Source organism: Streptomyces sp. Q2 (genome assembly GCF_056820935.1).
Map to the genome: position 1 here is coordinate 164,214 of NZ_JBXEJE010000020.1, position 20,644 is coordinate 184,857.

The window sequence follows — 20,644 nt, forward strand, 5'->3', positions numbered from 1 at the left end:
TGTCGGCGGCGTGCGGCACGATGAGCCCATGAACCCGCGCCTCGCTATCCATCAGGGCGTCACTGCCGAAGAGATCCTGTACGTACTCAACGGCCGCCAGACCGTGCCGCTCGACCGCATGAGCTTCCTCGTCGTCACTGGCGCCTACACCCCGCACCGGCTCGAACCGCAGGACTGGCCGTTCACCACCGGAGAGTTCATGCCGATCCGGTACAGCGCCGACGGGACGCCTCGCGAGTTCCTCGGCCAGGGCCGCGACCCGTACACCGAGTGGGAAGACGCCAACTGGTGCACCCACCAGGACGACGACTTCCAGGCCGCCTTGATGGTCGCCGAACTCGTCGCCAGCGACCGACCGCGCGGCTTCTACGAGTGGACCGACGACGGCCTCACATACTTCGCCGACCAGGACCAGGGCGAGCAGATCTGGTGCTCCCGTCAGGACAGCAGCGTGGTGCGCATTGGCGACTTCACGGGGCGCGGCTTCCACGCGGAGTTCGCGGAACGCCGCCAGGCCGAAGGCTAAGCCGCTTCGACGACGTCCCCGCGTTCCACAGCCTGGAGCGCGGCGAGGAGCCGGTAGTACTCGGCCCTCTGCGCGTCCGTCAACCCCACCGCCGGATGTCCGCGCCCGTCGATCCAGAGCGCACGGATCCGCTCATTCAGCTCCGCAGCAGACAGCTCACAGCCATCCGGCGGGGGAGAGGGGGACATGATCCGAGTCTATCGACCGGGTCGGACAGTGGGCTATGAACTGGGCGGCTGCGGCAGCTCGGTGACGAACGTCCCGATGCCCACCTGCATCTCCGCCAGCCCCGCCTTCCGCAGCTCCGTCAACACGCGCTTCGCGGTCACCGGCGAGATCCCGAACTCATCGCAGATCGCCATACCCGAGGGGAGCCTGCCGCCGGGCGGGTAGGTGCCGTCGACGATTCGCTCCGACATCACGGCGTACACCTGCCGCCACCTCGGCACCTCCGGCTCCCACTTCATGATCGAGACGCTAGGTGGACCTACCCCGACAGGCGAGACCAGCCGACCTATACGGCCTATACCGCCTATCCCGCAGGGGTATCGTGCAATTGCATGCAGGACCCCCGCGACCGCTGCACCGCGGCCCGGGGGCGTGGCCGACACCGCCAGGAGCGTCGACATGGACGATCGTAGAGACCCAGACGCAGGCGACGCGAGCACGCGGCCAGCCACCTGCCCATGCGGCAGCGACGACCACGAGCCCCTCCGCATCGGAGAACGCCTGTCGCCCGCCGGGACAGCGTTAGGCGCCGTGTACGTGTGCCCTGCCGAATCCGCCAGCGGACTCAGGGGTGTCTTGTGAAGGCGCCACGTTCGGGCGAGGAGCTTGACGACCGCATCGAGGGCGCCTGTCAGCTCGGCGAGTGCCGGTACTGCTCCGGCAATATCGACCTTCAGCCCAGCCGGGGCCGGCGCGTGCTTCTCATGCGGTGCGCACACCCGTGCCACCGCGGGCAGATTCGCGTCGTCAGGCTGGCCTGATCCCAGCGCCGCCCCGCGACGTTCCGGGGTTACCCGCAGAAACGTTTGGCCATGGCCCCACCTGCGGTTACGTAAAGACACGACCTATCGACTGAAAGTCAAAGAATATGCAGGGGACACCTTCCCCCACGGCCGAAACTCGGCTTTACTCGTGACCTCAGGCGCCCCCCAACGCCCGAACAGCAAGCGCTCACTGCAACCGCATGGGCGCAAGACGAACCAGCCAACGATCCATCGGCAAAATCAGATCAGCAGTCTCCAGGGGGCGACCTAGATGGTCGACACGAGTGCGCACCACCCGGAACGCAACAGCGTCCACCAGCAACCCCAAAGCGTGCGCCTGCTCGGCCGAAAGAGACACAACACCCAGCTCGGCCGTATAGGAAGCATGCGGCCGGCGCTGCCCACGCCACCACGACGAGACGAGCATCGCCGACCGGCCACCCGGGTCCAGGCACTCCACCGTCTCGTGCCGCAGGGCCGCACCCACACGGACGCCAAGACGCTCGGCAAGCTCTTCCGTGGCGGGACGCGGGCGGGTGTCGGTGGTCTCGCTGGAATGGGGCCACGCAGCATCTGGGTCGGTGAGAGTGCGCATAGCAGGAGGATGCGCCACATAGACGGCCTTGCGCTCCTCACCTTCTAAGACGCCAGTCCGGCGCAGAAGGACGTATGCGAGACGCACCGTCTGGGGATGAACGCCGAGTTCGGCAGCTAGCTCGGCACGCGAGGGAAGAGGCTCGCCCGGCCGCCACTCACCGGCGGCGATGCGGCGACGGATGTCAGCAGCGATTCGCCTATGGCGAGCTTCTGACATCGGAACCCCTGGCGTCGATCATGACGTGAGATCCCGAAGCTAGGCACCGGACCCCAGGCTGGATATATCCAGGCCGGGGCAAGCGCCCTTGGTAACTGAACAGAGAGGTTTCGGCACCGCGGAGACCTGAACCCCCGCGGTTCCGGATCGGTCCACTGCCTGGCAGCGCACCCCAGCAGGGCCAGAACGTGGGCCGACTCGCATACCCGGCAACATCGGCCGGGTATCCACCCGAACGAGTGAACTATTTCCCGTGCTTCGTGCAGGGGTCACTCGTTAGAGATACAAGCCGGGCCCGGCCCCCATCCTTCGCCTCCGAGGGCGTCCCCAGGGGGTCGGGCCCGGCGCTTCTGTGTGCGGTGCCGTAGGGCCAGTCTGCCACTGGGAAACGAATGGGAAACGATCATGTCCATACGTGGCAACAGATGAACACTCGTGGCTACAGATCTCGGGTGAAGCTGCAGCTCACGCCCTAGTAGAACATCAAACCGCGAGGTACCAGATCTGGGTAAACGATCAGTACCAACTTCATCTGGAACGTCAACTCCTTCGCCTTGGTCTACGTCCTGACCAGCGGCGGCCCCGGCGGCCGCACCCGCCTGCCGATGCTCTTCGCCTACGAAGAGGCCTTCCGCTACGGCCAGTTCGGCTACGCGGCGGCGATGGGCTGCGTGATGGTCGCCGTGGTCTCGGTGCTCCTCGCCCTCTTCCTGGTGGGCCGGCTCAGGGGAGGTGACGACGCGTGAGGACCAGCACCGGCGGACGCGTCGGCCAGTACGCCGCGCTGCTCGCCTATCTCGTCTTCCTCGCCTTCCCCTTCCTCTGGCTCGTCTCCACGGCCTTCAAGTCGCCGCGCGAGCTGGGCAGTCTGCACCCCTCCTGGATCCCCGAGGACCCCACCCTCGACAACTTCCGGCAGGCCTTCGACGAGCAGCCGCTGCTGCGCGCCGCGGGCAACTCCCTGCTCGCCGCGGGCGGCGCCGCGCTGATCGCCGTACTGATCGCGACCCCGTTGGCGTACGTCATGGCCCGGCACCGCGGTCGGCTCGTGAAGGCCGCCACGGGGTGGGTGGTCGTCAGTCAGGCGTTCCCGCTGGTGCTGGTGATCATCCCGCTGTTCCTGGTGCTGAAGAACCTGCGGATGATCAACTCCCTTGCCGGGCTGGTGATGGTGTACGTGGTGTGGGCGCTGCCGTTCGCGCTGTGGATGCTCGTCGGATACGTCCGGGCCGTGCCCGCCGAACTGGAGGAGGCGGCGGCGGTCGACGGGGCCGGGCGGGTGCGGACGCTGGTGTCGGTGACCGCGCCGCTGCTCGCGCCCGGGATCGTGGCGACGGGGCTGTTCGCGTTCATCACCGCGTGGAACGAGTTCTTCTTCGCGCTCGTGCTGCTGAAGACGCCCGAGAAACAGACCCTGCCGGTCGTCCTCACCCACTTCATCGGCGCGGAGGGCGTCGCCGACCTCGGCCCGCTGGCCGCCGCCGCCTTCCTCGCCACCCTTCCCTCACTGGTCGTCTTCGCGATCATCCAACGACGGATCACGGGCGGCATGCTCGCCGGGGCGGTGAAGAGCTGATGCGCAGCAGAAACGCGGGCGTCCTCGCCCTGGTCCTCACACTGCTCCTCGCCGCCTGTACGAGTGGCGGCAGCGGCTCCGGCACAGGTCCGATCACCCTGCGCTTCCAGTCCCTGGCCTGGCAGCAGGAGTCCGTGGAGGCCAACCAGGAACTGGTGAGGGAGTGGAACGCGACCCACCCCGACGTCAAGGTCGAGTACGTCCAGGGCAGTTGGGACAGCGTCCACGACCAGCTCCTGACCTCCTTCGAGGGCGGCGAGGCACCGGACATCATCCACGACGCCTCCGACGACCTCGCGGACTTCGCGTACGGCGGCTATCTCGCCGACCTGACCGACCTGCTGCCCCAGCGCCTTAAGTCGGACATCCCGCAAAGCGGCTGGGACACGACGACGTTCGGCGACGGCATCTACGGCGTGCCGTTCCTCCAGGAGCCGCGCGTGCTCATCGCCAACGCGACCTGGCTGAAGGAGTCCGGCGTCCGGATCCCGACCCCCGGACACCCGTGGAGCTGGGCGGAGTTCCGGCAGATCACCGAGCGGCTCAGCGGCGACGGGAAGTACGGTGTGGCCTGGCCGCTCAAGGAGCCCGTCTCCGCGACCCTCAACCTCTCCCTGTCGGCGGGCGGACAGCTCTTCCACCGGGATGCGGACGGCAAGGTGGAGATCCGGTTCGAGGCGGCGGACCAGACCGTGCCGCGCACCGTCCACGACCAGGCGAACACCGACCACAGTGCCTCGCCCACCACCCTGGGCAGCGGCGGCTCGGACACCCTGCCCGGCTTCTTCGGCGGCAAGTACGCGATGGTCCCGCTCGGCTTCTCCTACCGTCAGCAGATCGTCCAGCAGGCACCCAAGGGCTTCCGGTGGCAGGTGCTGCCCGCCCCGGCCGGCGCCGGCGGGCTCACCCAGGGCGTCAGTCCGCAGACCCTGTCCGTCGCCGAGGACAGTCCGCGCAAGAAGGAGGCGGTCGCGTTCCTCGACTTCCTGCTCCGGCCCGACAACATGGTCCGGCTCGCCCTGGGCGACTGGATGCTGCCCACCGGCATCCAGGCGCTGAAGGACCCCGCCCTGCGCACCGCGAAGGACGGCTGGGCCACCGGCACCGCACTCGCCGCGCATCTGCGCCCGGCGCCCGCGCAGTCCGTGCGCGGCTATCCGGAATGGAAGGACAAGGTGGCCACGCCCGCCTTCCAGGAGTACTACAGCGGCGCGATCGGGCTGGGTGAACTGCGCGAACGCCTCGAGGAGGACGGCAACCTGGTGCTGGCCCGGTACCAACGCTGAGACCGCATTCAGGGAGTGGCGGGGCCGGTGACGTACCGTCCGTTCTCGTCGTACGGCCAGACGTTGGGCACGCAGCCGTTCATGCCCTTGATCTGCTGCATCATCGCGGGGGCCGGCTCGCCGGGGCCGGGGCAGCCGACGTGGCCGTGTCCGAGGAAGTGGCCGACCTCGTGGTTGATGATCAGCGCCCGGTAGGACGTCACGTCCTCGGCGTAGACGGGCGTGGCCAGCTCCCAGCGCCTGAGGTTGACCATGACGCTCCTGGACACGTTGCAGTTGACCTCGCCGCCGGTGTCCAGCCCGTACTGGCCGCAGATCTTGTCCACGGTCCCGGGGGTCGCGACGCGTACGGCGAAGTCGGTGCCCCCGTCCGACACCCGCCGGAACGCCGAGTGGCCGTCGGCCGTCCAGCCGCGCCGGTCGGCCAGGATGCGCTCGACCTGCTCGGCGACCTTCGCGGCGGACAGCTTCAGACCGTCCTCGACCTCGACCCGGTAGCGCAGGACCGTCCCCGTCCCCACCTTGGCGCTGCCGCCGGGGGCGGTCGTGAAGGTGCCCGGTCCGGTGGCCGGGATGACGGGCTTGGAGGGGCTGGCGGAGGGACGGGTCGGGCTGACGGACGGACTCACGGACGGGCTGGGCCGGGCGGGGCCGGACGCCGCGTGCTCGGTGGGCCGGGTGCGCGCATCGGAGACGCCCCGGTCCGCGGACGTCCACCCCACGGCCGCGAAACCGGTGGCCCCGAGGACGGTCAGCGCGGCCAGTCCGCCCCACAGCGGCCCCTTCCGCCCGCCCGTGGAGGCGTGCGCGGGGCCGCTCCTACGACGTCTGCTGCGGGACGGGGCTGCTCGGTACGCGGTCATGGTCGTTCAGGCTGTGACCGCGATGTGATCGGATCTGGCCCAGACGGTAACGAAACGGTAACGGAGTCCGCGTCGAGGCCTCATGTGATCATCCGGTAACAGTGTCCCGGATGTGTGGAGGACGTGCGGATACTGAGCGCATGCCACGCGTTCTGCTGATCGAAGACGACCGTGCCGTACGGGAGGGCGTCGCACTCGCCCTGCGCCGCCAGGGCCACGAGGTCGGCGCCGCCGAGACGGGCGAGGAGGGGCTGGAGCGGCTGCGGTCCTTCCGGCCGGACGTCGTGGTGCTGGACCTGATGCTGCCCGGCATGCCCGGCCTGGACGTGTGCCGCGGGATGCGCGCCCTCGACCAGACGCTGCCGATCATCATGGCGACCGCGCGGGGCGACGACGAGGACATCGTCGTCGGACTGGAGGCCGGAGCCGACGACTACGTGGTCAAGCCCGTCCAGGCACGGGTGCTGGCGGCGCGCATCCGCGCCGTGCTCCGCCGGGCGGCAGGGGCGCCCGCCGAGGGCGGCATACCGAAGATCGACACGTACGGGGACCTGGCCGTCGACCGGGCCGGCCTCTCGGTCACCTGGCAGGGCGCGCCGGTCCCGCTGGCCCCGTCCGAACTGCGGTTGCTGCTGACCCTGTCCGCCTCGCCCGGCCAGGTGTTCAGCCGGCAGCAACTCCTGGAGGCGGTCTGGGAACACAGCTACCACGGTGACGCGCGCCTGGTGGACGCCTGCGTCAAACGGCTGCGCGCCAAGATGGGCGAACCCTCCCGCGAACCCCGCTACATCCAGACCGTGCGCGGCTTCGGCTACCGGTTCGCGTCCCGGTGAGGCGAGGGTTGAAGAACCGCGTCAGAGTCCCTCAACTGCGCGGTCTGCGGATGCGGTTGGTGGTGGCGTTCGCGCTCGTCGCCGCGCTCACCGCCGCGACCACCGGTGCCCTGACCTTCCGGGAGGCGCGCACGGGGGTGCTCCAGCAGAGCCAGGACACCGTGATCAAGCTGCTGCGGACCCAGGTCGACCGGCTCGCCCCCGAACTCGGCGTGCCACCGAGCGAGTTCGAACTGCGGCGGTTCGCCGCCTCCGTGGCCGACGCCGAACCCGCCGGAACCTGGCGGGTCCTGGTCGCCTACGGCGGGCTGACCGCCACCTCCGCTCCCGACGACCCGTTCGAGGAACTGACTTCGGCCCTGCGCGCGGCCGTGGACTCCAGCACGGCCACCGTCTTCCAGCGGGTGGACAGCGGCGACCACACCTCCCTGGTCGTCGGCATGTCGGTCACCTTCACCGGCTCCACCCCGGCCGAGACCCGGCCCGCGTCCGGCGTCCAGGTCTTCCTGACCGTGCCGCAGACCACGGAACAGGCGTACGTCGACGCCCTGGTCACCGCCGTCGAACGGGCCACCGTGCCCGCCCTCGGCCTCGCGGTGCTGCTCGCGCTGCTCGCCGCCCGCGGGGTGCTGCGGCCGGTGCGCGCGCTGCGCCACGCCACCCGCAGCATCGCCGAGGGGCGGCTGGACACCCGGCTCGCCGTCGACGGCTCCGACGAACTGGCCGACCTGTCGCACACGTTCAACGAGACGGCCGCCGCCCTGGAGGAGTCGGTGGCCGAGCTGCGCGGCATGGAGGCCCGGGCCCGCCGGTTCGCCGCCGACGTCTCGCACGAACTGCGCACCCCGCTGGCCGCCATGTCGGCGGTCACCGACGTCCTCGACGAGGACGCCGCCCACCTTGACCCGGACACCGCCACCGCGGTACGGCTGATCAGCGAGGAGACCGTGAAACTGGCCCGTCTGGTGGACGACCTGATGGAGATCTCCCGCTTCGACGCGGGCGCGGCGGTGCTGCACATGGACGAGATCGACCTCGCCGAGTCCCTGCGGCGCACCCTGGCCGCCCGTGCCTGGACGGACCTGGTGGACGTCCGTCTGCCCCCGCCCGACGCGCTGCGCGGACGAGTCGACCCGCGCCGCCTCGACGTCGTCGTCGCGAACCTGGTCGGCAACGCGCTGCGGCACGGTGCCCGCCCCGTCCAACTGCGCCTGCGCGAAGGCGGGGAGCGGTTCGCGGTCATCGAGGTGCTGGACAGCGGCCCCGGCATCCCCGACAGTGTGCTGCCCCACGTCTTCGAGCGCTTCTTCAAGTCGGACGCCGCCCGCACCCGGACCGAGGGCAGCGGCCTGGGCCTCGCCATCACGGCGGAGAACGTCCGGATGCACGGGGGCACCGTCCGGGCGGCGAACCGCCTTGAGGGCGGCGCGGTCTTCACGGTGGAACTCCCGCTGCGACGCGACGAGCCGACCCGGGCGAGCGGACAGTGAGGACCATACGCCGAGCCGTGCTCCCGGCCGTTCCCGCGCTGTTCGCGCTCGCCTCCTGTGGCATCCCCACGACCGGCGTGGTGGAGGCGGGCGGGCCCGCCGGCGGGGTGGTGCCGACGCTCCGGGTCTACTTCGTGGCGGACGACGCCCTGGTCGCGATCCCCCGCAGGACCGTCGCGCCGGTCGACGTCGAGTCGGCCGTGGAGCTGCTGCTCGAGGGTCCGACCGGCCCGGAACGCGCCAAGCGCCTGACCACGCTGCTGCCGACGGCGCTCCCGCCGACGGCCGCTCCGGCCCCGGCCACCGACGGCGCCTTTGAGGCACCGCAGGAGGCCGCCGCGGCGGACCTCGTCGAGGTGGTGGCACAGGACGGCCGGGTGTCGATCGAACTGTCCGCGGCCCTGGGGGAGTTGACCGGCCTCGCGGTGGACCAGCTGGTCTGCACGGCCCTCGGGGCGCAGCGCGTCGCCGCCCCAGGGGCCGAACCGTTGCCGGTGACCGTCACGGGCCCGGACGGCCGGCCCGCCAAGGGGGCCGGCGCGAGCTGCTCCGACGGCTGACCGCGGCGGCATTCCGGGAAAAACACATTGCACGAGACGTCTCGTCTCGCATACGGTCGACGACATGACCAGTCGCCCCGCACACATCGCCATGTTCTCCGTCGCCGCCCATGGCCACGTGAACCCGAGCCTCGAAGTGATCCGCGAGCTCGTGGCACGCGGCCACCGGGTCACGTACGCCATTCCGCCCCTGTTCGCCGAGAAGGTCGCCGAGACCGGTGCCGAGGTGAAGCCCTGGAACTCGACCCTGCCAGGGCCCGACGACGACCCCGAGGCCTGGGGCACCACCCTGCTGGACAACGTGGAGCCGTTCCTGGCCGACGCGATCCAGGCGCTGCCGCAGCTCGTCGAGGCGTACGAGGGCGACGAGCCGGACCTCGTGCTGCACGACATCACCTCCTATCCGGCCCGCGTCCTCGCCCACCGCTGGGGCGTGCCCGCCGTCTCCCTCTCCCCGAACCTCGTCGCCTGGGAGGGCTACGAGGAGGAGGTCGCCGAACCGATGTGGGCCGAGCCGAAGAAGACCGAGCGCGGACAGGCCTACTACGCCCGCTTCCACGCCTGGCTCGAGGAGAACGGCATCACCCGGCACCCGGACGACTTCGCGGGCCGCCCCGACCGCTCCCTCGTCCTGATCCCCAAGGCGCTTCAGCCGAACGCCGACCGGGTCGACGAGAGCGTCTACACCTTCGTCGGCGCCTGCCAGGGCGACCGCGCAGCGGAGGGCGGCTGGCAGCGGCCGGCCGGCGCCGAGAAGGTCGTCCTGGTGTCCCTCGGATCCTCCTTCACCAAGCAGCCGGCCTTCTACCGGGAGTGCGTCAAGGCGTTCGGCGAGCTGCCCGGCTGGCACCTGGTGCTCCAGGTCGGCCGCCAGGTGGACGCGGGCGAGCTGGGGGAGGTGCCGGAGAACGTCGAAGTGCGCTCCTGGGTACCGCAGTTGGCGATCCTCAAGCAGGCCGACCTGTTCGTCACGCACGCCGGCGCGGGCGGCAGCCAGGAGGGCCTGGCCACGGCCACGCCGATGATCGCCGTACCGCAGGCCGTGGACCAGTTCGGCAACGCGGACATGCTCCAGGGCCTCGGTGTCGCCCGCCGCCTCGACACCGAGGAGGCGACCGCCGAGGCGCTGCGGGAGGCCGCCCTCGCGCTCGTCGACGATCCCGAGGTCGCCCGCCGGCTGAAGGGCGTCCAGGCGGAGATGGCGGAAGAGGGCGGCACGCGCCGGGCGGCCGACCTGATCGAGGCCGAACTGCCCGCACGGCAGGCATAGAACGCATAGAAGGCACAGAACGCGTAGAAGGCACAGAACGCGTAGAGCAGCGCGCACAGAAGAGGGCCCGTTGGCTCCCCGGCAGCCAACGGGCCCTCAGTCAAAGGGGGTTCGAGCCCCAGTCACGCGGGCGGGGGTTCAGACCCCCAGCCGCTCACCCTCGTCGTCCCGCACCACGGGCCGCTCCACGGCCTCGGTTGACTCGTCGTGGGTCAGGTCGGGCAGCCGGTGCAGCCACTTCGGCAGGTACCAGTTGTGCTCGCCGAGCAGCGCCATCACCGCCGGGAGCAGCACGCCCCGGATGATCGTCGCGTCGATCAGCACCGCGGCCGCGAGGCCCACGCCCATCTGCTTCATGGACTGCATGGACAGCGTGCCGAAGATCGCGAACACGGCGACCATGATGACCGCGGCGCTGGTGACGACCCCGGCCGTGGTGACCACCCCGTGCTGGATCGCGTCCTTCGTCGTACGGCCCCGCAGCCGCGCCTCGCGGATCCGCGACACCACGAACACGTGGTAGTCCATCGACAGGCCGAACAGGATCACGAAGAGGAACAGCGGCAGCCAGGTGATGATGGCGCCGACACCCTCCGCGCCCACCAGGGACGCGCCCCAGCCGTGCTGGAAGACGCCGACGAGGATGCCGTACGCGGCGCCCACCGACAGCAGGTTCAGCACGATCGAGGTGATCGCGATCGTGAGTGAGCGGAANGACACCCTCCGCGCCCACCAGGGACGCGCCCCAGCCGTGCTGGAAGACGCCGACGAGGATGCCGTACGCGGCGCCCACCGACAGCAGGTTCAGCACGATCGAGGTGATCGCGATCGTGAGTGAGCGGAACGACAGCAGCATCAGCAGGAAGGCGAAGACCACCACGAACGCGAAGACGGGGACGACGGCTCCGGCCAGCTGGTCGTTGAAGTCCTGCGAACCGGCGACCTGTCCGGTGATCGGCGCCTCGACGCCGTCGACCTTGCCGAGTGTGTCGGGCCGTACCTCGTCGCGCAGCTTCTCCAGGCTCGCGCCCGCCTTGTCCAGGTCGGAGCCGCCGACCAGCGGGACGTACACGAAGGCGATGTTCTGCTGGTCGTGCAGCTTGATCTCGACCGGGCCGCGCGAGGCGCCCGAGGCGACCGCCTGTGCCTTGAAGGCGGCCAGCGCGTCCCGCACCTCGGGAGCGTTGATGTCGTCCGCCCGGACGACGACCTCGGCCGGCTCGGAGCCGCCCGGGAAGGCGTCGTTGACCCGGTTGTACGTCTGCACGATGGGCAGCGAGTCGCCGAACTCCTGGTCCAGCGTGAGGTTCTGGGTCTTCATGCCGACCGCGGGCGCCGCGATCGCCAGCAGCGCGCCGGCCGCCACCACGACGGAGATGACGGGCCGGGCGAGCACGCCCTTCAGTACGGCCGTCCAGAACCGGCTGTCGTTGTCGCCGCTGCGGCGACGACGGCCCAGGAACGGGATGCGGCCCTTCTCGACCCGCCCGCCCAGCAGCGACAGCAGCGCGGGCAGCACGGTCACGGAACCGACCATGGCCACGGCCACCACCATCAGCGAGGCCAGGCCCATCGCCTCGAACTCGGCGAGGCCGGTGAACAGCATGCCCGCCATCGCCACGCACACCGTGACACCCGACACGATGATCGCGCGGCCGCTGGTCGCGGCGGCGATCCTCAGGGCGGTCTGGGCGTCGTGTCCGGCCTCGCGCTCCTCGCGCTCCCGGCGCAGGTAGAACAGGCAGTAGTCGACGCCGACGGCCAGACCGACCAGCAGCATCACCGAGTTCGCGGTGTCGCTCATCGGCATCACATGGCTGACGACGCCCATCAGGCCCATCGTCGCCATGATCGCGGTGACCGCCAGCGCCACCGGCAGCAGCGCGGCCACCAGCGCGCCGAAGGCGATGAGGAGAATGCCGAGGGCCACCGGCACCGCGGAGTACTCGGCCTTCTTGAAGTCGTCGCCGAACGCGTCGTCGAACGTCTTCATCATGCTGGCCCCGCCGATCTCCTCGATCCGCAGCGACCCGTGCTCCTTCTGCACCCCCTCGACGGCCTTCAGCACCGGCTCGACCCGCTCGCCCGCGGTCTCGGCGTCGCCGCGCATGTCGAACTGCACCAGCGCGCTGCGGCCGTCCTTCGAGATCGTGTCCGTGTCGTAGGGCGACGTGACGTCCGTGACCTCGCCGGTCTTCTCGACCGCCTGGACGACCGCGGTGACGGCCGCCCTGAACTCGGCGTCCGTGGCCTTGACGCCACCGTCCTTCGCCTGGATCAGTACGGTCTCGCCGGCCGGTTCGTCGATGCCGGCGTCCTCGATGATCCGGGCGGCGGTGTGCGTCTCACCCTTCAGCTGGTCGCTGTCCTTGACGTCGACCCGGCCGGCCGCCGAACCGAGCCCCATCGCCAAGGCCACGAACAGCACCCAGATGCCGACGGCAGCCCATCGGTGTCGGGCACTCCAGCCGCCGGCCCGGGCGGCCAGTCCCCGTACCCGTGTATCTCCGTTCCCCATGATGGGCTTGCCCCCTCGTGAGCGGTGGCAGCCCCCTGCCGCCACCTTTCCTTCTGAAGGTATGGGCCGAATAAAGCCATCTCCTCGTGCTGTCCGGTGAGCTGCGGCGGGCCGGAATCATCCCCCTGGACCCCGCCCCTCCCCACTGGGGAGGACAGCGGCCCCTTACATCTACCGGGGTGTCCGGCCCCTCGGGGCAGAGCCCCGGTGCGCGAGCGGGGCACGCCGGCCGCTTTATGGTGTGCGGATGACGACGACGTATGCCGCGCTGCTGCGCGGGATCAACGTGGGCGGCGCCAAGAAGGTCCCGATGGCCGACCTGCGCACGCTGATGACGGAGGACCTCGGCTACGAGGACGTACGCAGCTACCTGCAGAGCGGCCAGGTCGTGTTCGCCGGCGACCACGGCGACGAGGAGTCCCTCGCCGCGGAGCTCGCCGGGGCGATCGAGAAGCGCTTCGGCTTCGCCGTCGGCGTGATTGTGCGCGACCACGCCTATCTGAAGGCGATCGCCGACGACTGCCCGTTCCCGGCCGCCGAGCTGGAGGCCAGGCAACTCCACGTCACCTACTTCTCCACTCCGGTCGACGCGGAACGCTTCGCGGAGATCGACGGGGCCGCCTACCTCCCCGAGGAGTTCCGGCTCGGCGACCGCGCCCTGTACCTGTACGCCCCGGAGGGCCTCGGCCGCTCCAAGCTCGCCGTGCACCTGTCGAAGCCCCGGCTGAACAAGGGCCTGATCGCCACCAGCCGCAACTGGAACACCGTGGTCAAGCTCGTCGAGATGACGCAGCCCCCGGGAGCCTGACCGTCCGCAGGTCGCGGTAGCCGGAACGCGCGGTGTACGACATGACCTCGTCCGGCACCGCGAGCCGCGGATCCTCGTACAGCCGTCGGAAGTCGTCGTCGGTGCGGGCCGCGGCGACCGCGTCCACCAGAGCGAGGTCGTCCTCGGTGAGTCCGGCGTCGCCCCGCACCACCCGGCCCCAGACGTCCCAGGGCAGCAGCTCCACGCCGTTGACGGCGGCCAGGTCCAGGAAGACGTTGGTGCGGATGTACCACAGGCCGTCGAGGCCGCCGTGGTACCAGACCCCGAACGTCCCCGGATCGGCCCGGCCCTCCCGGCACGCCCGCCACGCGTCCCCGGCCACCAGGAACCGGTCCCTCGGCACGTCCAGCGGGTCGAAGGTGAGCTCGTAGGCCGGGTGCAGCACCTGGGCGTCGACCAGCCGCCAACTCCCGTCCGGGAGACGGTACTCGGTGACCCAGTGGTCGTCGTGGTAGCCCGCCACGAAGTAGTCGGCGCAACCGCAGCGGATCCGGGCGGCCGTACCCGTGGCCCGCAGCAGCGCGCACAGCAGCAGCGAGAAGTCCCGGCACGTGCCCGCGAACCGCTCCTCGTACGGCCGTTTCGCGGTGAGCGGCCCGTCCCCGCGCTCGCGCACGATCCGCAGGATCTCGGAGACGTACCGCGACTCGGGATCGTCGAGCTGCCGGTCCTCGGGGACCGGATGGCCGAGGCGTTCGCCCTCGCCCCGATGGATGATCAGATCCCTGACGAGACGGGCGAGTTCGGCCGGATCGCGGGGCAGGTCACCGAGGTCCGCATCGCCGGGATCGCTGTACGGCGTCTGCCGCAGGTAGAGGTCCATGCCCGGGACCCTCGGCCTTGCCCCTGGGGCAAGGTCAACCGGTCCCCGGAGGTCTGTCGCGTTTGTTCAAGAGACCTCGCCCCACCCTCCCTAACGTGAGTCACATGAACAAGGACGACCTGTATCCGTACCTGACGGAATGCGCCGCCGAGGCGGCCCGCGTGGCCCGCGGCGTGACGGCGGCACAGCTCGACGACCCCACCCACTGCCCGGACTGGGACGTCCGCGCCCTGGTCAACCACTGGGTCCTCTATACCTCCCACGGCATGGAACACCGCGCCCTGCGCACACAGCTCCCCGAGGAACTGACCGCCCGCGACTTCACCGCCGACCCCGACTGGGCCGAGGCGTACGCCGCCCAGCTGGACCGCGCGGTCGCCGCCTGGGCCGACCCGGCGGTGTGGGAGGGCGAGGTGGACCTGGGCATGGCGACGATGCCCGCCCCCGAACTCGCCTCGCTGATCATCAAGGAGACAGCGGTCCACGGCTGGGACGTCGCCGCGGCCACCGGCCAGCAGTTCCGCCTCTCGGAGGGCGCGGCCCGGCTGGTCCTCGACGTCGTCGTCACCCACGGGGACCTCTACCGTCAGTACGACGGCTTCGCCGACCCGGTGCCGGTGCCGGACGACGCGCCCGTGTTCGAGCGCGCGCTGGCGGCGAGCGGGCGGGATCCGCACCTGGCCGGGGCGGTACGCGACTAGGGCGCCTCAGCGCTCAGAACGGTCTCGCACGGGTCCCGTGCCGGCCTGCCCGGTGCGGCTCGTTCTGGCCGGCGGCCGCCCGGAGCCCGCCCTCGACTGCGCGGGCTCGGGGCGGGCACGGGCATCGAGGTCGGCTGCGACGCGGGGACGCGGCTGCCACGGGGGAGTGGCGGACGAGGTCGGTGCGCGACCGGCTGGACTCCCGCGCGCCGAGGCCGCGCACGGCGGGCGACCTCGATGCAGTGCACAACGCGCCGCCCGGTGTGCGGCCGGTGAGATCGGCCGCAACCTGAGCCTCTTCGAGTACGCCGGCAAGCTGCGGCGCCGACGCGACCCGGCGTCCGGCGAAGATGTGTACGAGGTGAAACGCGGTGACGAGTTCGCACGGGTGCCGCCGGACGGCGGCCCCGGTCAGGCGCCGACCGCCGCCAACAGCGGCACCCGCGCCGCCTCGTACCGGGCCAGCAGCACCCGGGCCACCTCCGGCGCCGGACCGAGTACGTCGGCCAGGACGTCCGCCTCGGCCGCGCCCCGCGCGATGCGGTCCGGGAGGAAGCCGGGGGCCAGGACGTAGGGAGCGACGGCGACCTTCGCGCAGCCCAGGGCCCGAAGCTCCCGCACCGCGTCTTCGGTGCGGGGGAGAGCCGCGGAGGCGAACGCAGGACGCACGGCGCACCAACCGGTGTGCCGCCACTCCCGCGCGATTTCTGCGATCACTGCGATCGCCTCCGGGTCGGTGGACCCCGCCGAGGCCAGGACGACCCCGGTCGAGGACTTGTCGGCGGGCGTCAGCCCCGCCTCGTACAGACGCCGTTCCAGTGCCGACAGCAGCAGCGGGGACGGGCCGAGGACCTCCGCCTGCCGGATCCGCAGCTGCGGCGGCGCGTCCCGCAGGACCGCCGGGATGTCCGCCTTCGCATGAAACGCGCGGGTCAGCAGAAGGGGGAGGGCCACGATGTCACGGACGCCCTCCGCCGCCAGCGACTCCAGCACCCCCTGCGCGGACGGGAGGTTGAAGTCCAGGAAGCCGGTCTCCACCCGCACGTCGGGGCGCAGGGAGCGCACCCGCCGTACGAGGGCGTGCACCGTCGCGGCGTGCCGCGGGTCGCGGCTGCCGTGGGCGATGACGAGGAGGACCGGCCTCTTGGAGATCGTGTACATGGGGATCAGCTCTTCACCAGCAGACCTCGGCTGCGCAGCACCCACCGCTCCAGCGGACTGAAGATCAGCAGGTCGATCGCGATGCCGACGAACAGGATGAGCAGGATGGCGAGGAAGACCGTGGCCATGCTGCTGTTCGTACGGCCCACCTCCAGCAGCTGGCCGAGGCCCACACCCAGGTCGGGTGCCTGCGCGATGATCTCGGCGGCCATCAGCGAACGCCAGGAGAACGCCCACCCCTGCTTCAGCCCCGCCACATAGCCGGGCAGCGCCGCCGGCATCACGATGTGCCAGGTGCCGCGCAGACCGGTCGCCCCCAGCGTCCGTCCCGCCCGCAGGAACAGCGGCGGCACCTGGTCGACGCCGGACACCAGACCGTTGGCGATCGACGGCACCGCGCCGAGCAGGATCACCGCGTACATCATCTCGGGCTTCAGGCCCAGCCAGATCACGGCGGCCGGCACCCAGGCCACCGACGGCAACGACTGCAGACCCGACAGGATCGGACCGATGGCCGCGCGCACGAACTTCACCCGCGCCACGACCAGGCCCAGCGGCGTGCCGATGATCAGGGCGAGCACGAAGCCGAACAGGCCCCGCGAGACGCTCGTCCAGATGTAGTCGAGCAGGGTGCCCTTGAGCCACGCGTCCTCGGCCTCGGCCCAGACGGCGCCCGGGGAGGGCAGCTTCGACGCGTCGTCGACGATCTTGAGGGAGATCAGCCCCTGCCAGATCGCGAGCACCACGATGGTGGCGACGATCGGGGGGAAGATCTTCTCGCGGAAGGTCTGCCGGAAGGGCGGACGGCCGGTCACCGAGGTCTCCAGTGCGTCGAGGCCCGCCTCGATGCCGCCCAGCGCGGAGCCGTCCTTGGCACTCACCCCGGTCGTCTTCGTGTCAGTGCTGGCCATGACGGCGGATCTCCCCACGCAGTACTTCGGTGATCTCGACGGACAGCTCGGCAACAGGCGCGTCCTCGATACGGCGCGGCTGCGGGATGTCGACCGTCCACTCGCGCGCGATCCGGCCCGGCCGGGAGGACAGCAGGATCACGCGCTGCGCGAGCCGCACCGCCTCACGCACGTTGTGCGTCACGAAGAGGACGGACACGCCGGTCTCCGCCCAGATGCGGGTCAGCTCGTCGTGCAGCACGTCCCGCGTGATGGCGTCGAGGGCCGCGAACGGCTCGTCCATCAGCAGCAGGTTGCTCTCCTGGGCGAGCGCCCGGGCCAGCGCCACCCTTTGGCGCATACCGCCCGACAGCTCGTGCACCCGCTTGCCGTACGCGCCCTTCAGCCGGACCAGGCCGAGCAGTTCCTCGGTCCGCTCCCGTCGTTCGTTCTTCGGAACGCCCCGCAGGCGCAGGGCGAGTTCGATGTTCTTGCCCGCGGTCAGCCACGGGAACAGGGCGTGCTCCTGGAACATCAGGGCCGGGCGGCCCTCCGTCGTGATGGACCCGACGGTGGGCTCGTCGAGCCCCGCCACCAGGTTCAGCAGCGTGGACTTGCCGCAGCCCGAGGCCCCCAGGAGGGTGACGAACTCGCCGGGTGCGACATCGATGCTGATGTCGTCCAGGACGAGCTGTTGCCCGGCGGGGCCCGCGAAGGACTTCGAGACATGCTCAATGCGCGCCGCGTGCTCCACCGACTCGGCGGCCTTGGCGAAGGTCGTGGCCATGGTCGTCACCTCCTGGGAACTCATCGGGTCCTGACTCAGCCGACGCCGAGACCGGCGTCGCTGACCGTGCTGTCGCCCTCGGCCTTGAGGACCGTGTTCAGCGGCGTGAGGTCGTAGATGCCCTTCAGATCGGGCTTCTCCAGCAGACCCGCCTTCACCGCGTGCGCCGCCTCGGTGTTGAGGGTGGCGGCCAGCGGGTCATTGGTGAACTGGATCGACTTCCACGCCGGGTCGAGGACGGCGGCCGGCAACGGCTTGCCCGAGTCCGCCTCCAGCTGCTTGTTCGCCGCTGCCTTCGCCTCGTCAGGGCTGGCGTTGATCCACTTGTTGGCCTCGACCGAGGCCTTCAGCACGGCCTCGACGGCCTTGGGGTGCTCCTTGAGGAAGGCCTGCCGCACGATGATGTTCGTGATCACGAACTTCTTGTCCGGCCACAGGTCGGCCTCGTCGAGCAGCACCTTGCCGCCCTCGGCGACCAGCTTGGACGCGGTCGGCTCGGGCACCCACGCGCCGTCGATGGAACCGGACTTGTAGGCGTCCGGGGTGACCTTGTTGTCGGTGCGGACGACGGAGACGTCGCCCTTGCCGCTCTCCGCGTCGACCTTCCAGCCCTGTTCCGCGATCCAGTTGAGGAACGCCACGTCCTGCGTGTTGCCCAGCTGGGGAGTCGCGATGGACTTGCCCTTGACGTCCTTCAGGGACTTGATCTTGTCCGGGTTGACCACGAGCTTCACACCGCCGGACGCCGCACCGCCGATGATCCGCAGGTTCTTGCCGCCCGACTTGACGTAGCCGTTGATCGCCGGGGACGGGCCGATGAAACCGATGTCGATCGACGAGGAGTTGAGCGCCTCGATCTCCGACGGGCCGGCGTTGAAGATCTGGTAGGCGGCCTTCGTGGCGCCGAGCTGCTTCTGGAAGTAGCCCTTCTGCACGCCCACCAGCGCGGTCGCGTGGGTCAGGTTGCCGAAGTAGCCGATCTTGACGGAGTCGAGACCGTCGATCTTCTTCGCCCCGGCGGCGACCTTGGCGGTCCCGTCGTCCTTGGCCTCGGAGCCGTAGCCGCAGGCGGCGAGGGTGAGCAGGGGAAGAGCGGTCACGGCGACCAGGCCGCGGCGAAAAAGGGCTGAGCGATTGACAGGCACGGGAGGTTTTCCCCTCGTTGGCCCGGCGGTCACGGTCTCTCAGGTCGTGGCCGGGAGGTCGGCAGGTTTTCGTCTACGGCGGTGGGGGGTGAGGGCGCGCGAGCGGTGCGCGTACGTCAGCACACACATCGCGCGACCCCGCCCTGCCCGCTGCCGAGAGCACCGCTGCCGACGCGGCCGCCCTCCTTCGCGAACGAGGAGTAGAAATCGGTGGTGTTCATGCTCAGAAGTCCCACCCGTCGTCATCGGACTCGTCCTTGACCGGCTCCGGGGCGGCGAACGACTCGCCGACCATGCCCGCGGTGAGCGTGGTGCCGTCATTGGGATCGATCAGGATGAAGGAGCCGGTGCGCCGTGAGTCGGCGTAGGAGTCGACGGGCAGCGGCTCGGCGGTACGGATCTTCACCCGGCCGATGTCGTTGGCGACGAGCTGTCCCGGGTGCGGGTGCAGGGACAGATCGTCGAGCGTGAGACGGGAGGGGATGTCCTTGACGATCGCCTTGACCGTGCGGGTGCCGTGCTTGAGCAGCACGCGGTGGCCGACGGTCAGCGGCGCGTCGGCGACGTGGCAGACGGTCGCCTCGATGTCCTGCGTGGTGGGCGGCGCGTCCTTGCTGGGCACGATCAGGTCGCCGCGCGAGATGTCGATGTCGTCCTCCAGCAGGACGGTCACCGACTGGGTCGTCCAGGCGATGTCGACCGGCTTGCCCAGCAGGTCGATGCCGGCGATCTTCGTGGAGCGGCCGGAGGGCAGCACCGAGACCTGCTCGCCCACCCGGAAGGAACCGGCGGCGATCTGGCCCGCGTAGCCCCGGTAGTCCGGGTGCTCGGCGGTCTGCGGCCGGATCACGTACTGCACGGGAAGGCGGGCGTGGCAGTGGCTGAGGTCGTGGGCGACCGGGACGGACTCCAGGTGCTCCAGGAAGGTCGGCCCGCCGTACCAGTCCATGTTCGCGGACGGGTCCACCACGTTGTCGCCGGCGAGCGCGGAGATCGGGATCGCGGTGACCTCCGGGACACCCAGTTCGAGCGCGTACGCCGTGAACTGTTCGGCGATCGCGGCGAAGACCGGCTCCTGGTAGTCGACGAGGTCCATCTTGTTGACGGCGAGGACCACGTGCGGCACCCGCAGCAGCGCGGCGATCGCGGCGTGCCGGCGGGTCTGCTCGACGACGCCGTTGCGGGCGTCGACCAGGATCACCGTCAGCTCGGCCGTGGAGGCACCCGTCACCATGTTGCGGGTGTACTGCACGTGACCGGGCGTGTCGGCGAGGATGAAGCGCCGCCGCGGCGTGGCGAAGTAGCGGTACGCCACGTCGATGGTGATGCCCTGCTCCCGCTCGGCCCGCAGACCGTCCGTCAGCAGCGCGAGGTCCGGTGCCTCCTGGCCGCGGCTCGCCGAGGCGCGCTCCACGGCCTCCAGCTGGTCGGTCAGGATCGACTTGGAGTCGTGCAGCAGACGGCCGACGAGCGTGGACTTGCCGTCGTCGACCGACCCGGCGGTGGCGAACCGCAGCAGGGTGGTCTCCGACAACTGCTCGACCGACAGGGGCTCGATGGGTTCCGTGGTGCTGGTCATG

At 70.5% G+C, this 20,644-nt stretch carries 18 protein-coding genes and 5 pseudogenes; 10 read left to right on the plus strand and 13 right to left on the minus strand.

Features of this window, described 5'->3' with window-relative positions:
• Positions 1-28: 28 nt before the first annotated feature.
• Complete coding sequence (locus ACWBNA_RS23450; RefSeq protein ID WP_482706449.1) at positions 29-526, plus strand: hypothetical protein; 498 nt, start codon at positions 29-31, stop codon at positions 524-526.
• Here ACWBNA_RS23450 and ACWBNA_RS23455 read toward each other — a convergent pair.
• From ACWBNA_RS23455 to ACWBNA_RS23470, 4 genes and pseudogenes are all read right to left on the minus strand, one after another.
• The gene (locus ACWBNA_RS23455) at positions 523-714 is read right to left on the minus strand and encodes a hypothetical protein (RefSeq protein ID WP_482706451.1); all 192 of its coding nucleotides are present in this window, start codon (positions 712-714) and stop codon (positions 523-525) included. The genes ACWBNA_RS23450 and ACWBNA_RS23455 overlap by 4 nt on opposite strands.
• A gap of 33 nt (positions 715-747) precedes the next feature.
• Complete coding sequence (locus tag ACWBNA_RS23460; protein ID WP_482706453.1) at positions 748-993, minus strand: winged helix-turn-helix domain-containing protein; 246 nt, start codon at positions 991-993, stop codon at positions 748-750.
• 712 nt (positions 994-1,705) lie between these two features.
• On the minus strand, positions 1,706-2,113 hold the full coding sequence (locus tag ACWBNA_RS23465; protein WP_482706494.1) for a hypothetical protein: 408 nt from the start codon (positions 2,111-2,113) through the stop codon (positions 1,706-1,708).
• A gap of 27 nt (positions 2,114-2,140) precedes the next feature.
• Positions 2,141-2,332: pseudogene (locus ACWBNA_RS23470) on the minus strand (GntR family transcriptional regulator); the annotation flags it as partial.
• A 524-nt stretch (positions 2,333-2,856) separates the two neighbouring features.
• Between ACWBNA_RS23470 and ACWBNA_RS23475 the strand changes: the two are divergent.
• The 3 genes and pseudogenes from ACWBNA_RS23475 to ACWBNA_RS23485 all read left to right on the plus strand — a co-directional run.
• A pseudogene (locus ACWBNA_RS23475) lies at positions 2,857-3,078 on the plus strand (sugar ABC transporter permease); the annotation flags it as partial.
• The gene (locus ACWBNA_RS23480) at positions 3,075-3,908 is read left to right on the plus strand and encodes a carbohydrate ABC transporter permease (RefSeq protein ID WP_482706454.1); all 834 of its coding nucleotides are present in this window, start codon (positions 3,075-3,077) and stop codon (positions 3,906-3,908) included. The pseudogene ACWBNA_RS23475 and the gene ACWBNA_RS23480, both read left to right, overlap by 4 nt.
• Positions 3,908-5,194: an ABC transporter substrate-binding protein gene (locus ACWBNA_RS23485; protein WP_482706455.1), complete on the plus strand. Its 1,287-nt coding sequence runs from the start codon at positions 3,908-3,910 to the stop codon at positions 5,192-5,194. The genes ACWBNA_RS23480 and ACWBNA_RS23485 overlap by 1 nt, the downstream gene beginning before the upstream one ends.
• A gap of 8 nt (positions 5,195-5,202) precedes the next feature.
• On the opposite strand, the gene ACWBNA_RS23490 is transcribed toward ACWBNA_RS23485, so the two are convergent.
• Positions 5,203-6,057 (minus strand): DUF3152 domain-containing protein, encoded by an 855-nt coding sequence (locus tag ACWBNA_RS23490; protein WP_482706457.1) that lies wholly within the window; start codon positions 6,055-6,057, stop codon positions 5,203-5,205.
• A 140-nt stretch (positions 6,058-6,197) separates the two neighbouring features.
• Between ACWBNA_RS23490 and ACWBNA_RS23495 the strand changes: the two genes are divergently transcribed.
• From ACWBNA_RS23495 to mgt, 4 genes and pseudogenes are all read left to right on the plus strand, one after another.
• Entirely contained in the window at positions 6,198-6,890 is a 693-nt protein-coding gene (locus tag ACWBNA_RS23495; RefSeq protein ID WP_482706458.1) for a response regulator, read from the plus strand.
• A gap of 50 nt (positions 6,891-6,940) precedes the next feature.
• Positions 6,941-8,380, plus strand: coding sequence for a sensor histidine kinase (locus tag ACWBNA_RS23500; protein WP_482706493.1), 1,440 nt, complete (start codon positions 6,941-6,943; stop codon positions 8,378-8,380).
• 17 nt (positions 8,381-8,397) lie between these two features.
• Positions 8,398-8,940, plus strand: a complete 543-nt coding sequence (locus tag ACWBNA_RS23505; protein ID WP_482706459.1) for a hypothetical protein — start codon at positions 8,398-8,400, stop codon at positions 8,938-8,940.
• A gap of 27 nt (positions 8,941-8,967) precedes the next feature.
• Positions 8,968-10,210: pseudogene (gene mgt, locus ACWBNA_RS23510) on the plus strand (macrolide-inactivating glycosyltransferase).
• Positions 10,211-10,348: 138 nt separating this feature from the next.
• Here the strand turns inward: mgt and ACWBNA_RS23515 are convergent.
• Both ACWBNA_RS23515 and ACWBNA_RS23520 read right to left on the minus strand, forming a co-directional pair.
• Positions 10,349-10,930: pseudogene (locus ACWBNA_RS23515) on the minus strand (MMPL family transporter); the annotation flags it as partial.
• 7 nt (positions 10,931-10,937) lie between these two features.
• Positions 10,938-12,728 (minus strand): annotated as a pseudogene (locus tag ACWBNA_RS23520) (MMPL family transporter); the annotation flags it as partial.
• Positions 12,729-12,975: 247 nt separating this feature from the next.
• On the opposite strand from ACWBNA_RS23520, the gene ACWBNA_RS23525 reads away from it, so the two are divergent.
• Positions 12,976-13,536, plus strand: a complete 561-nt coding sequence (locus ACWBNA_RS23525) for a DUF1697 domain-containing protein (protein ID WP_482706460.1) — start codon at positions 12,976-12,978, stop codon at positions 13,534-13,536.
• Here the strand turns inward: ACWBNA_RS23525 and ACWBNA_RS23530 are convergent.
• A complete protein-coding gene (locus ACWBNA_RS23530) occupies positions 13,499-14,380 on the minus strand; it encodes a transglutaminase-like domain-containing protein (protein ID WP_482706462.1) in 882 nt (293 codons plus the stop codon). The two genes, ACWBNA_RS23525 and ACWBNA_RS23530, sit on opposite strands and share 38 nt — an antisense overlap.
• A 104-nt stretch (positions 14,381-14,484) precedes the next feature.
• On the opposite strand from ACWBNA_RS23530, the gene ACWBNA_RS23535 reads away from it, so the two are divergent.
• Positions 14,485-15,081 (plus strand): TIGR03086 family metal-binding protein, encoded by a 597-nt coding sequence (locus ACWBNA_RS23535; RefSeq protein WP_482706464.1) that lies wholly within the window; start codon positions 14,485-14,487, stop codon positions 15,079-15,081.
• A 411-nt stretch (positions 15,082-15,492) separates the two neighbouring features.
• Here the strand turns inward: ACWBNA_RS23535 and ACWBNA_RS23540 are convergent, their stop codons facing one another.
• The 5 genes from ACWBNA_RS23540 to ACWBNA_RS23560 form a co-directional block, all read right to left on the minus strand.
• Positions 15,493-16,242, minus strand: coding sequence for a sirohydrochlorin chelatase (locus ACWBNA_RS23540; protein ID WP_482706466.1), 750 nt, complete (start codon positions 16,240-16,242; stop codon positions 15,493-15,495).
• Positions 16,243-16,247: 5 nt separating this feature from the next.
• Positions 16,248-17,153, minus strand: coding sequence for an ABC transporter permease (locus ACWBNA_RS23545; RefSeq protein ID WP_482706468.1), 906 nt, complete (start codon positions 17,151-17,153; stop codon positions 16,248-16,250).
• Positions 17,140-17,943 (minus strand): ABC transporter ATP-binding protein, encoded by an 804-nt coding sequence (locus ACWBNA_RS23550; RefSeq protein ID WP_482706469.1) that lies wholly within the window; start codon positions 17,941-17,943, stop codon positions 17,140-17,142. The genes ACWBNA_RS23545 and ACWBNA_RS23550 overlap by 14 nt, the downstream gene beginning before the upstream one ends.
• Positions 17,944-17,954: 11 nt before the next feature.
• A complete protein-coding gene (locus ACWBNA_RS23555; RefSeq protein ID WP_482706471.1) occupies positions 17,955-19,064 on the minus strand; it encodes an aliphatic sulfonate ABC transporter substrate-binding protein in 1,110 nt (369 codons plus the stop codon).
• A 223-nt stretch (positions 19,065-19,287) separates the two neighbouring features.
• Positions 19,288-20,643, minus strand: a complete 1,356-nt coding sequence (locus ACWBNA_RS23560) for a sulfate adenylyltransferase subunit 1 (RefSeq protein ID WP_482706473.1) — start codon at positions 20,641-20,643, stop codon at positions 19,288-19,290.
• Position 20,644 lies beyond the last annotated feature (1 nt).